We start from the raw sequence: 12,189 nt of genomic DNA, 5'->3' as shown, positions 1-12,189 counted from the left end.
ACGCGGGGAGGTACGCCTGCCGGGGGGTACGACGGTCGAACAGCGGAGGCACCGGCACCATGGACGAGGGACACTCCCCCGACGACGACTCGCTCAAAGCGGCGGCGGAGGTGTTCGAGCAACTGCGTCCCCGGCTGTTCGGCATCGCCTACCGCATCCTGGGCAGCGCCTCCGAGGCGGAGGACGTGGTGCAGGACGTGTGGATGCGCTGGCAGGACACCGACCGGAGTGTCGTGCTGGAGCCCGCCGCCTTCCTGGCGAAGATCACCACCCGGCTGGCGATCAACGTGGCCCAGTCGGCGCGGGTCCGCCGTGAGGCCTATGTGGGGCCGTGGCTGCCGGAGCCCGTGGACACCAGCGTGGATCCGCAGGTCGGCGCGGAGCGCGGTGAGGCGCTGGAGATGGCCGTGCTGCTGGTCCTGGAGAAGCTGAACCCGGTGGAGCGGGCCGCCTACGTGCTGCGGGAGGCGTTCGACTACGCCTACGAGGAGATCGCGGGCATGCTGCGGCTCAGTCAGGCCAATACGCGCCAGATCGTCAGCCGGGCCCGCAAGCACCTGTCCACCGAGCGCCGGGCCCCCGTCGACACGGCGCAGCACCGGCGGCTGCTCGACGCCTTCGTCGCCGCCGCGCGGGGCGGCGACGTCACCGCGCTGGAGAACGTGCTGTCGGCCGACGCGGTCGCCTACGCCGACGGCAACGGCATGCGCGGCGTGGCCCGGATGAAGGTCATGGGCGCCGCGCGGGTGGCGATGATCTGCGGCTCCGCGAAGAAGTTCTTCCCCCGGGCGGAGTACAGCGTGGTGGAGGCCAACGGCATGCCGAGCGTGCTGCTGGTCCAGGACGGGGCCGTCGTCGCCCTGGTGAGCCTCACCGTGGGGCCGGACGGCATCGACGGGGTCTACTGGGTCCTGGCGCCCGAGAAGCTGCGGGCCTACGAGCACTCGGCCCAGCGGCTCACGAGCCACCCCTGACGGTTGCTCGGACACGACGAAGGGCCGCATCCCCGAAGCCCGGGGATGCGGCCCGATCGCCGTGCCTGTGGCCCTACTTGCGGATCAGGCTGCGCAGCACGAACTGCATGATGCCGCCGTTGCGGTAGTAGTCCGCCTCACCGGGGGTGTCGATGCGGACGACCGCGTCGAACTCGACGCCGGTGTCGGTGGTGACCTTGACCGTGCGCGGCGTGGTGCCGTCGTTGAGCTCGGTGACGCCGGAGAAGGAGAAGGTCTCCTCGCCGGTCAGGCCGAGGGAGGCGGCGGACTCGCCCTCCGGGAACTGCAGCGGCAGGACGCCCATGCCGATGAGGTTCGAGCGGTGGATGCGCTCGTAGGACTCGGCGATGACGGCCTTGACGCCGAGGAGCGCGGTGCCCTTGGCGGCCCAGTCACGGGACGAGCCGGAGCCGTACTCCTTGCCCGCGAGCACGACGAGCGGGATGCCCTGCTCGATGTAGTTGCGCGAGGCGTCGTAGATGAAGGAGACCGGGCCGTCGGCCTGGGTGAAGTCGCGGGTGTAGCCGCCCTCGGTGCCCGGCGCGATCTGGTTGCGCAGGCGGATGTTGGCGAACGTGCCGCGGATCATGACCTCGTGGTTGCCGCGGCGGGAGCCGTAGCTGTTGAAGTCGCGGCGCTCGACGCCGTGCTCCGTGAGGTACTGGCCGGCCGGGGTGTCGGCCTTGATGGCACCGGCCGGGGAGATGTGGTCGGTGGTGACCGAGTCGCCCAGCTTGGCGAGCACCCGGGCGCCGGCGATGTCCTGGACCGGGTCCGGCTCCATCCGCATGCCCTCGAAGTACGGGGGCTTGCGCACGTAGGTGGACTCGGCGTCCCACTCGAAGGTGTTGCCGGTCGGGATCGGCAGCGCCTGCCACTGGGCGTCGCCCGCGAAGACGTCGCTGTAGGACTTGGAGAACATGTCCTCGCCGATGGCGCCCGCGACGACGTCGTTGACCTCGGCCTCGGTCGGCCAGATGTCCTGCAGGTAGACCGGCTTGCCGTCCTGGTCGGTGCCCAGGGCGTCCTTGGTGATGTCCACCTTCATGGAACCGGCCAGCGCGTAGGCGACGACCAGCGGCGGGGACGCCAGGTAGTTCATCTTGACGTCGGGGTTGATACGGCCCTCGAAGTTCCGGTTGCCGGAGAGGACCGAGGTGACGGCGAGGTCGTGGTCGTTGACGGCCTGGGAGACCTCCTCCGGCAGCGGGCCGGAGTTGCCGATGCAGGTGGTGCAGCCGTAGCCGACGAGGTTGAAGCCGACCTTGTCGAGGTACGGCGTCAGGCCCGCCTTCTCGAAGTAGTCGGTGACGACCTTGGAGCCCGGGGCGAGGGTGGTCTTGACCCACGGCTTGCGGGTCAGGCCCTTCTCGACGGCCTTCTTGGCCACCAGGGCGGCGGCGACCATGACGTACGGGTTCGAGGTGTTGGTGCAGGAGGTGATGGCCGCGACCGTCACCGCGCCGTGGTCGATCTCGTACGACGAGCCGTCGGGGGCGGTCACGGTGACCGGGTTGGACGGGGCGCCGTTCGGGGCGACGGCCGGGGCGTCGGAGGCCGGGAAGGACTCCTGGCCGGCCTCGTCCACGGCGTCGACGTAGTTGCGCACGTCCTGCTTGAACTGCTCGGCGGCGTTCGCGAGGACGATGCGGTCCTGCGGGCGCTTGGGGCCGGCGATGGAGGGGACGACCGTGGAGAGGTCGAGCTCCAGCTTCTCGGAGAAGTCCGGCTCGGCGGCCGGGTCCAGCCACAGGCCCTGCTGCTTGGCGTACGCCTCGACGAGCGCGACCTGCTGCTCGGAGCGGCCGGTCAGGCGCAGGTAGTTCAGCGTCTCGTCATCGATCGGGAAGATCGCGGCGGTGGAGCCGAACTCCGGCGACATGTTGCCGATGGTGGCGCGGTTGGCGAGGCTGGTGGCGGCCACGCCCTCGCCGTAGAACTCGACGAACTTGCCGACGACGCCGTGCTTGCGGAGCATCTCCGTGATGGTCAGCACGAGGTCGGTGGCGGTGGTGCCCGGCTTGAGCTCACCGGTGAGCTTGAAGCCGACGACGCGCGGGATGAGCATCGAGACCGGCTGGCCGAGCATCGCGGCCTCGGCCTCGATGCCGCCGACGCCCCAGCCGAGGACACCGAGGCCGTTGACCATGGTGGTGTGGGAGTCGGTGCCGACCAGGGTGTCGGGGTAGGCCTTGCCGTCGCGGACCATGACGACGCGGGCCAGGTGCTCGATGTTCACCTGGTGGACGATGCCGGTGCCGGGCGGGACGACCTTGAACTCGTCGAAGGCGGTCTGGCCCCAGCGCAGGAACTGGTAGCGCTCCTTGTTGCGGCCGTACTCCAGGTCGACGTTCTGCTTGAAGGCGTCGTTGGTGCCGAACTTGTCGGCGATGACGGAGTGGTCGATGACCAGCTCGGCCGGGGCCAGCGGGTTGATCTTCGCCGGGTCGCCGCCGAGCTCCTTGACGGCCTCGCGCATGGTGGCGAGGTCGACGACACAGGGGACGCCGGTGAAGTCCTGCATGATCACGCGGGCCGGCGTGAACTGGATCTCCTGGGACGGCTGGGCCTGCGAGTCCCAGCCGCCGAGGGCGCGGATGTGGTCGGCGGTGATGTTCGCGCCGTCCTCGGTGCGGAGCAGGTTCTCCAGCAGGACCTTAAGGCTGTAGGGGAGCCGGGCCGAGCCCTCCACCTTGTCCAGGTGGAAGATCTCGTACGACTCGTCGCCCACCTGCAACGTGCTGCGGGCGTCGAAGCTGTTCGCCGACACGACGGTCTCCTTCATTCATGTGCGCGTACCACCGCATCCTGCCGCCACGCCGTCCTGGCCGATCCGCTAAGGTAAGGCTAAGTTAGGTAACCCTTAGTGCCAGACCTGGTGAGGGCGTGCAACCGCGGTGCGCCTCGGCAGATATCTCGATGTCGAGATAACTCTAGTACATGGGGGCTGGATGGTCATGCCCGGACCCGGTGTGATCTCCTTCGCCCCGCCCACTTCGCGACTCCTCCCCCTTTCGGTCATCAGTGCGCCGAGGCGGGGTAAGCGAAGGTGAGCCGGCGAGGCCGGAGAGCACTGAAACGGAGGCGCAGATGCCACTCACGTTCCGCAAGAGTTTCCAGATCCTTCCCGGGGTGCGGCTGAACATCAACCGGCGCTCCTGGTCCATCACCACGGGCGGCAAGAACGGCCCCCGGCACACCCACAGCAGCACCGGACGTCGTACGACATCGATGGATTTGCCCGGACCTTTCGGTTGGCGCAGCACCCGTACGAAGCGGCGGCGTTGACGGGTCGTCACCCGGGCGGACCCCCCAGGAGGCGGCATCTCATATCTGAGATAGCCTCAACCTCATGGCAGACGACTACCTCGTACGCATCGGCAAGCTCATCCGTGACGCCCGGCAGCACCGGGGCTGGACGCAGTCGCAGCTTGCCGAGGCGCTCGGCACCAGCCAGAGCGCCGTCAATCGCATCGAGCGCGGCAATCAGAACATCAGCCTTGAGATGATCGCCCGAATCGGTGAAGCTCTCGACAGTGAGATCGTCTCTCTGGGCTACGCGGGTCCGATGCACCTGCGGGTGGTCGGCGGTCGCCGGCTCTCCGGAGCCATCGACGTGAAGACGAGCAAGAACGCGTGCGTGGCGCTGCTGTGCGCCTCGCTGCTCAACAAGGGGCGCACGGTGCTGCGTCGGGTCGCCCGCATCGAGGAGGTGTACCGCCTCCTGGAGGTGCTGGGGTCCATCGGTGTCCGGGCACGCTGGATCAACGACGGCGTCGACCTGGAGATCGTCCCGCCGGCCGATCTGGACCTGGGGTCCATCGACGCCGAGGCGGCCCGCCGCACCCGCTCCATCATCATGTTCCTCGGCCCGCTGCTGCACCGCATGGACCGCTTCAAGCTGCCGTACGCCGGCGGCTGCGACCTCGGCACGCGCACCATCGAGCCGCACATGATCGCGCTGCGCCGGTTCGGCCTGGACATCACGGCGACGGAGGGTCAGTACCACGCCGTGGTCGACCAGTCGGTGCGGCCGGACCGCCCGATCGTCCTGACCGAGCGCGGCGACACGGTGACCGAGAACGCGCTGCTCGCCGCCGCCCGCCACGACGGCGTGACCGTCATCCGCAACGCCTCTTCCAACTACATGGTCCAGGACCTCTGCTTCTTCCTGGAGGCGCTCGGCGTCAAGGTCGAGGGCATCGGCACCACCACGCTCACGGTGCACGGCATGCCGACCATCGACGTCGACGTGGACTACTCCCCCTCCGAGGACCCGGTCGAGGCGATGAGCCTGGTCGCCGCCGCGGTGGTCACCGAGTCGGAGCTGACGGTGCGCCGGGTGCCGATCGAGTTCCTGGAGATCGAGCTGGCGGTCCTGGAGGAGATGGGCCTCGACCACGACCGCACCCCCGAGTACGTCGCCGACAACGGCCGTACGCGGCTGGTGGACCTGACCGTGCGGCCCTCCAAGCTGGAGGCGCCGATCGACAAGATCCACCCGATGCCGTTCCCCGGCCTGAACATCGACAACGTCCCGTTCTTCGCGGCGATCGCGGCGGTCGCGCAGGGCAAGACGCTCATCCACGACTGGGTCTACGACAACCGCGCGATCTACCTCACAGACCTGAACCGCCTCGGCGGCCGGCTCCAGCTCCTCGACCCGCACCGCGTCCTGGTCGAGGGCCCGACCCGCTGGCGCGCCGCCGAGATGATGTGCCCGCCGGCCCTGCGGCCGGCCGTGGTCGTGCTACTGGCGATGATGGCGGCGGACGGCACGTCGGTGCTGCGCAACGTGTATGTCATCAACCGGGGTTACGAGGATCTGGCGGAGCGGCTGAACTCGATCGGGGCGCAGATCGAGATCTTCCGGGACATCTGACCGGCGGATGCCGCCGCATCTCGTCCGACCCGCTGCTCGGCAGTGAAGGAAGGGTGCGGCGGCATCTCTTCGACTTCTCCGGGACGACATCGCCGACCGCTTCCCGCCACGCGCAGGCGTGCCTCCCCGCACCACGGCCTGCCGCTGCACGTCGGCCTGACGACGGAGGTGAGACGGGCGAGGCCTCCGCATGCCGGCCGAACCCGCCGGTGGCAGCCCTGGCTGCCGGTCTTGCTCCGCAGGCGTTCACCACCCAGTTCTGGGACCCGGCCGAAGGGCGCAACTCCGGCTCCGGGGCCGCGGAATACTCGGCTGCGATTCAGGCAGGCCCGCCCCTAGGATCCCTGCTGGAGGCGCCGGCATGGCGCCCCGCCGACCGTCGGCACGCAACGGACCGAGGACGGGGGGCGCGATGAGCAGCCGACTCTTCGCAATCTCCTTCGACGCGCACCAGCCCCAGCGCCTGGCGCACTTCTGGTCCGGCGTCCTGGGCCTGGAGAGAGCCGACGACACCTACGACGGCGTCGCCCTGCTGTCCGGGAATGATGCCGGCTACCGCCTCGGCTTTTGTTACTCCCCGGCGCAGAAGGGCGCCCAGAACCGGCTGCACTTCGACCTGACCAGTTCCTCGCTGGAGGACCAGCGGGAGACCGTGGCCAGGGCGCTCGACCTCGGCGCGCGGCACGCCGACGTCGGCCAGGGACCGGACGCGTCCCATGTGGTGCTCGCCGACCCTGAGGGCAACGAGTTCTGTGTCTCCGAGCCGGGCGTCGATTTCCTCGCCGGCTGCGGCTTCCTCGGAGCGCTCGCCTGCGACGGTTCGCAGGCCGTGGGCTGCTTCTGGAGCGAGGCGCTGGGCTGGCCGCTGGTCTGGGACCAGGACGAGGAGACCGCCATCCAGTCACCGAACGGCGGTACGAAGCTCACGTGGGGCGGTCCGCCGCTCATGCCGGACCCCGGCAAGGACCTGCACATGGACCTCGCGCCGGAGGACGATCAGCAAGCGGAGGTCGAGCGCCTGCTCTCCCTCGGGGCCAAGCGTCTCGGGCCTGCCCCCGGCGGGGACGGCGCGGTGCTGCTCGCCGACCCCGACGGCAACGAGTTCCGGGTGCTCGCGCGTCGGTGAGGCCGCTGCGCTCCGGTGGGTTGTCGGCAACGCCATCGCATCGGTCCGCAGCGGCGAGGCCTCGGTGGAGGAGGCGATCCCGCACGCAGCCGTCCACGGCAGGCAGGAGGGCCGTGGTGGGCGACGTTCCCCCAGTTCGGTGACGACGTGTGACCGTGACGCTACGATGCCTCATCGGCTGAGCAAGTGCGGGGGCGTGATGACGACAGCCATCCATGAGCGGTACACGAAAGAGATCTACGACGGGCTCGGCTACTTCGCGGTCTGGATGCCGAACAGCCCGGTGTCGCTCGGGGACGTCGGGGTACTGCGCGGTCGGCGGTTCCACCGGATGACCTCGCTCGCGGATCTCGGCATCGCCTTCGAGACAGTCGGCCCGGGGGTCCCCATGGCCCACAGCTACTCGTCCGCCGGGGAGGTCGACGTCGCCGTGAGCGGCGAGGTGGGCACGCCTGAAGTCCTGGGACTTGCACCGCAGTTGACGGTCACCGTGACCTTTCACAAGGCGCACGCCACGTACCTGCGCGCGGTGGGGTGCACGGAGGAGGTGCTCGGCGACCACCTGAGCCTCCAGCGCGCCGTCGCGGACCTGCGCGAGGCCGGCGTCTGGCGCCGTGAGTACGTCATCGTGACGAAGCTGGTCAAGACCGGCCCCGCGGTGATCCTGGTCTCCAGCAGCGGAGGTACGCGCGTGGAGTTCCAGGCCTCCGTCGATCTGGCCCCGATGTCCCTGCCCCTCGTGTCGGCCGGCCCCGGCATCGGTACGTCGACCGGGTCCGCCCTCGCCGCCGAGGCGGTCACCCTCGACGGCGGGCTCACCCCGCTCTTCGAACTCAGCGCGATGCGCCAAGGACTGAGCGCACGGCCCAGGCTCCGGATCCGCGGCCCAGGCGCCGGTGCGGGCAACACCACGTCGGACAAGTGGCAGTTGGCTCCGCTGTCCTGGGAGGACTTCGCCCAGGACAGCGTCTCCCCGGCCTGAATGATCAGCTGGGCCTCCACTACTCATCCTTCCTGAACCGGCGAGGAGCCATGGCGGAGCCACCCCTGGACGAAAACGCCCGCCGCCTGCTGACGGTGATCGACAGCATGCCGGTGCGGCTGCCGGAACGGGAACGGGTGGTGGCCGCCTTGGACATGGTCGCCACCACGGAGTGGACCCGGGTGCGGATCGCCCTGCCGCAGCAGCGCGTCGACTCCCTGCTCCTGTCACGGCCGGACGCCTCCGCCGAACTTGCCGACGTCTTCGCCGTCGCCCGCACCGCCGCTCGCCTCTACGGCTTCGAGCACGTCGGCGTGGGCCTGATCGCCGTCGCACTCGTGCTCACCGCGCGGAACGGCTCGCAGTCCACGGACGTCGATGCCGTCAGCGAGGCCTTCGGACTCGGCCATCTGGAGAACTCGTCGGAGGTGCTCAACCAGTACTTGCTGGCGAGGGAGCGCGGCGAGCCGGCCACCGGCGGTCTCCTGGAGCCGACGGATGGCCTCGCCTGGGGACCCACACCGAAAGGCAGACGACGTCAACGCATGGCGCTCGCCTGCCTGTACACGGCGCGCGGTGCCGCTTTCGTCGCCCTGCTGGTCCTCGCCGTCACCCAGCACGGCGGATGGCTCGCCTGGCTGGTCGCCTTCGCGGCCGTCCCGTCATCCAAGGATGTGCACCGAAGACCGCTGGACCTGGCCGACGACTTGCCCGTGGGTGAACTGCCCCTGCGCTGGCCGTGGCACGGGTGTCTCGCCGTGGTGGCCGCCGCCGCGGGCCTGGTGGACGCCGCCGCGGTCCTCACCGTCCTCTATCTGGCACTGCCGTCGATCGCCCACTGGGGGGAGGCCGGCGAGGCGCGCCACCTCTGCATGGAGGGCCGGGAGATACGAGGAACCGGCCGGCGGACGGCCACCAGCCAAGCGGTCGCGGAGAGCTATGCGGTGCGACGCCGATACCGGGAGCACGCACTGGTGCTGGTGCTCGCCGCGGCTCCCGCAGGTGTTCTCGCAGCGGTGGCCGACGTGCCGTGGCCGCTCTACACCTTGACCGCTGTCTTCGTCTCACGTGGCCTCGGCGGACTCGCGGCCGTGGTCGCGGCGGTCGCGCTCATCACCGGGGACTTCTCCTGGGTCCTGCCGACGGCCGTAGCCCTGGGGCTGACCGCTCGTGCGGTCGAAGCCTGGCACCGGCGTCCTCCGCTGGCCCGCGTCCCCCTCGACCGCCCGCCCGTGCACCGCGCGCTCGGAGCCGAAGGCCGCGCGGCCCTGCGGGCCCACCGGCTGCTTCGCCTGGGGCGCCCGGTGGCCGCGCTGCGCAGGCTCGACGCCGTCCAGCACGCGGCTCACCGCCCCGAGACCGCTCTGCTGCGCGGATGGGCGCTACTGGAGCACGGGCATCCAGGCGACGCCAAGAGCGCCGTCGCCGTCCTGGGCCGGGAGCCGACTGGGCCGGCCGCGCTGATCACCTGCCTCGCCGAACTCGATCTCGGGAACGCCGACGCGGCCGAAGCCGCCCTCCAAGGGCTCGATCCCACGCGGGACGAGTGGGCACGGCGCAGGCGTCGGGACATCCTCGTCGCCGGGTTCAGGGTCGCGCTACTTCGCGGTACCGGCGAAGGACTCACCGAGTCGATCGCCCGGGAGGTGCCCGAGCGCGTCACCCGCCGCAACCTGACGACGGCCGTCGCCCTGCTGCGCCTGACCGCCGAGTCGGCACTGCCGACACGTCCCTCGCTCGCCTTCTACCTGGCCGGCGCCGCGCTCCTCCTCGCCCGTGCGGCCCAACCGGACTCTTTGGCGCGGGACTTCGGTCTCGCCGGTCGAGGCAGGACGGTGGCACTCGAGGTGGTCCGTTGCGGCGCGCTCGCGGGTCTGGCGGACCTTCGGGCACCGCGTGAGGTGGACAGTGACACCGTCTCCGCGCTGAGCGCGGGCGACGGAGCGGCCGGATTCCTGATGCGACTCGACCGGCCGATCGAAGCCGCGACCTATCTGAACGCCCTGGCCGACCGGCTGGCCATGGATCCGACGCACCGGCTGGCCGCGCTGACGAGCCGCATCGAGGCTCTGGCCGTGCTCAACGCCACCCGGCACGAGCTGCGCAGCACGGAAGAACGCCGACAGTGGTGGGGGGTCTTCGGCAAGACGATCGAGCATGCCATGCGGCAGGCAGCGGCCGGCGCGGACTGGCAGACCCTCGCCGAACTCATCGAGTCGGCCCGTCTCCAGCTCGGCCCGAACAGGGAGGACAGCGCCTTCGACGCCCCCCGGACCGTCGCCCCCTTCATCCGGGTGCGAGGCGCCTCCCGGCTGGAACAGGCTCACTGGTACCGGACCGAGCAGCCGCCCCGCGTCTTCGCCTTGGAGGACATGGCCGAGATCGCACTGGGAGCCGGCACCTGGTGGTGGAGCACCTGGGTCCACGAGGACACCCTGTTCTGGTCCCTCGTGCCGCCGAGCGGTCCGGTGACGGGCGGAACGCTCTCGCTCGCCGAAGGGACGGAAGCGGCTCGGGCCCTGTCCGACCTGAGGGACGCGCTGCCCGGCACCTACCCGGGCGAGGACGCTCTCGCCTGGGAGGACCGGGTGCTCAACAGCCCGCTCCTGGTGGGCCCGCCGCACGCCGAGTCGTCGCTCGGACGTCGCCTGGGCGCACTGCTTCCGCCCCCGTTGTCACGTGCGCTCCTGGAAGGCCGCGGCAGGCTGCGGCTCGCCATCGCGCCCGCGGCGCAGTTCGGCCATGTCCCGTGGCCGGCCGTCGGCGTCCCGGGCGGCGAGCGGGACGTACGGCTCGTCGAGCGGTGCACCGCCGTGCTCGTGCCACCGGCCGGACTGCTCGCCCAGCTCGCCGACCGCCCGCGGTTGGACGACGCCCCACCGCTCGGCCTCGTCGTGGTGGAGCCGGGAGGTGATCTGCCCTGGGTGGACGAGGCGGAGCAGTTGCCGACAGCCCGACAGCTCCTCGGACTGGTCCCGGAAGACGTCGAGACCATCACTCCGGCCGCCGACCTGTCCCTGCCGGAGTTCGCCGCTCGGTTGCGCGCCGTCGGCTCGGAGACGAGCGCGGTGTTCGTCTGCCATGTCGCCGAGGACGCCGCGTCAGGGCACCGGGGCGTCCAGCTCAGGCCCGGGAGCCCCGAGGACCCGCCCGCCGTACCCCCGCGTGTGCTGACCTCGCACATGCTCATCGACGCGCCGGACCGGTATCCGATGCCTCGTCAGATTCTTGTGCTCGCCTGTGACAGCGGCGACGTGGGCAACGTCTCGGCCGGCGAGTGGCTCGTCCTGGGCCCCGCCCTGTTGTGGGCCGGAGCCGACCGCCTCGTCGTCACCAGCTTCCCGGTCATCGACTCGGTGGCGGAGACCGAGTCCCAGGTCGCGTCCGAGGCCGCGGGCGGCGAGGGCGACGTGATCGACCAGCGCCTGCTGACGGCTCTCGTACGGCGGCAGCCCGTGATCGACGCGCTGCACGCCGTGCAGCGCGAGCAGTTGGCACGCTGGCGCAGGACGGGCCGGGACGGCGCACCGATCCACTGGGGCGGACATCTGGCCATGGGCGCCTACGGAGAACTGGGCGTCTCCCGCTCCCTGCCACCGCTGCGACGGCGCTACGTGCACGACAGCGTGATGGGGCTCCTCGACGACGCCGCCGAAAACGCGGCCCGGGCAGGACGGCGCACCCTCACCCGCTGGGATCTCCTGGTCCAGCTCGGGCTGTACGGTTTCGAGACGCCTCACGCCCTGCGTCGGTGGGCCGGGCTGGCGCCCATCTACCTCTACGAGCTCGCTGCGGAGGCGCGCCGTGCGGTCCTCGGACGCCGCCCCGGCGCGGCCGACGTACTGCCCGACGAGCAGGTCATGAGCCTGCTGACGGCTGCCGAGGCCATCGCCCGGGCCGCACGCCACCGGATCGTCGACGTGGAGCACGTCTTCGCGGCCTTCCTCGGCTCGCAAGGACTGCCGGGGTCCGCCGCGCGGACGATCTTCGGCTGGGACGGTCGGCATCCCGAAGTGGTCAAGGAGATCATCGGCGACACCCAGGACGGCTATCAGTACACCGGGCTCCGCGAACTCGCCCACCTCGCCGCAGCGGCCGTCCCGCCGGTCTACGCGGCGCTGAGGGCCGAGGTGCCCGGCCCCGAGGATGCGGAACGCTGGCATGTCAACGACCGGCCGTGATGCGCCACCCGCACCGGGCGGCC

Annotated in this window: 7 protein-coding genes; 6 read left to right on the top strand and 1 reads right to left on the bottom strand. The window is 70.7% G+C overall.

Features of this window, described 5'->3' with window-relative positions; translation table 11 throughout:
• The first annotated feature begins 59 nt into the window (after positions 1 to 59).
• Entirely contained in the window at positions 60 to 974 is a 915-nt protein-coding gene (locus ACIP2X_RS30170; RefSeq protein ID WP_401678812.1) for an RNA polymerase sigma-70 factor, read from the top strand.
• A 73-nt stretch (positions 975 to 1,047) separates the two neighbouring features.
• On the opposite strand, the gene acnA is transcribed toward ACIP2X_RS30170, so the two are convergent.
• Positions 1,048 to 3,765 carry an aconitate hydratase AcnA gene (gene acnA / locus ACIP2X_RS30165; RefSeq protein ID WP_401679242.1) on the bottom strand — a complete coding sequence of 906 codons (2,718 nt, stop codon included), beginning with the start codon at positions 3,763 to 3,765 and terminating at the stop codon, positions 1,048 to 1,050.
• Positions 3,766 to 4,085: 320 nt separating this feature from the next.
• Here acnA and ACIP2X_RS30160 point away from each other — a divergent pair, with 320 nt between their 5' ends.
• From ACIP2X_RS30160 to ACIP2X_RS30140, 5 genes are all read left to right on the top strand, one after another.
• Entirely contained in the window at positions 4,086 to 4,283 is a 198-nt protein-coding gene (locus tag ACIP2X_RS30160; RefSeq protein ID WP_401678809.1) for a DUF4236 domain-containing protein, read from the top strand.
• A 64-nt stretch (positions 4,284 to 4,347) separates the two neighbouring features.
• Positions 4,348 to 5,877, top strand: coding sequence for a helix-turn-helix domain-containing protein (locus ACIP2X_RS30155; RefSeq protein ID WP_401678807.1), 1,530 nt, complete (start codon positions 4,348 to 4,350; stop codon positions 5,875 to 5,877).
• Between the two features lie 412 nt (positions 5,878 to 6,289).
• Positions 6,290 to 7,003: a VOC family protein gene (locus tag ACIP2X_RS30150; protein ID WP_401678804.1), complete on the top strand. Its 714-nt coding sequence runs from the start codon at positions 6,290 to 6,292 to the stop codon at positions 7,001 to 7,003.
• Positions 7,004 to 7,202: 199 nt separating this feature from the next.
• Positions 7,203 to 7,985, top strand: a complete 783-nt coding sequence (locus ACIP2X_RS30145) for a hypothetical protein (protein ID WP_401678802.1) — start codon at positions 7,203 to 7,205, stop codon at positions 7,983 to 7,985.
• A 50-nt stretch (positions 7,986 to 8,035) separates the two neighbouring features.
• Positions 8,036 to 12,166, top strand: a complete 4,131-nt coding sequence (locus ACIP2X_RS30140) for a CHAT domain-containing protein (RefSeq protein ID WP_401678799.1) — start codon at positions 8,036 to 8,038, stop codon at positions 12,164 to 12,166.
• The last annotated feature ends 23 nt before the right edge of the window (positions 12,167 to 12,189 follow it).

The organism is Streptomyces sp. NPDC089424 (assembly GCF_044749345.1).
GTDB lineage: Bacteria > Actinomycetota > Actinomycetes > Streptomycetales > Streptomycetaceae > Streptomyces.
Note: the sequence above shows the minus strand (reverse complement) of the source record. Positions and strands in the feature narration are given on the sequence as shown.

Excerpts from the sequence above, each read along its gene's own strand:
- ACIP2X_RS30170 (WP_401678812.1), top strand. The coding sequence starts at position 60 with ATGGACGAGGGACACTCCCCCGACGACGACTCGCTCAAAGCGGCGGCG.
- ACIP2X_RS30160 (WP_401678809.1), top strand. The coding sequence starts at position 4,086 with ATGCCACTCACGTTCCGCAAGAGTTTCCAGATCCTTCCCGGGGTGCGG.
- ACIP2X_RS30155 (WP_401678807.1), top strand. The coding sequence starts at position 4,348 with ATGGCAGACGACTACCTCGTACGCATCGGCAAGCTCATCCGTGACGCC.
- ACIP2X_RS30150 (WP_401678804.1), top strand. The coding sequence starts at position 6,290 with ATGAGCAGCCGACTCTTCGCAATCTCCTTCGACGCGCACCAGCCCCAG.
- ACIP2X_RS30145 (WP_401678802.1), top strand. The coding sequence starts at position 7,203 with ATGACGACAGCCATCCATGAGCGGTACACGAAAGAGATCTACGACGGG.
- ACIP2X_RS30140 (WP_401678799.1), top strand. The coding sequence starts at position 8,036 with ATGGCGGAGCCACCCCTGGACGAAAACGCCCGCCGCCTGCTGACGGTG.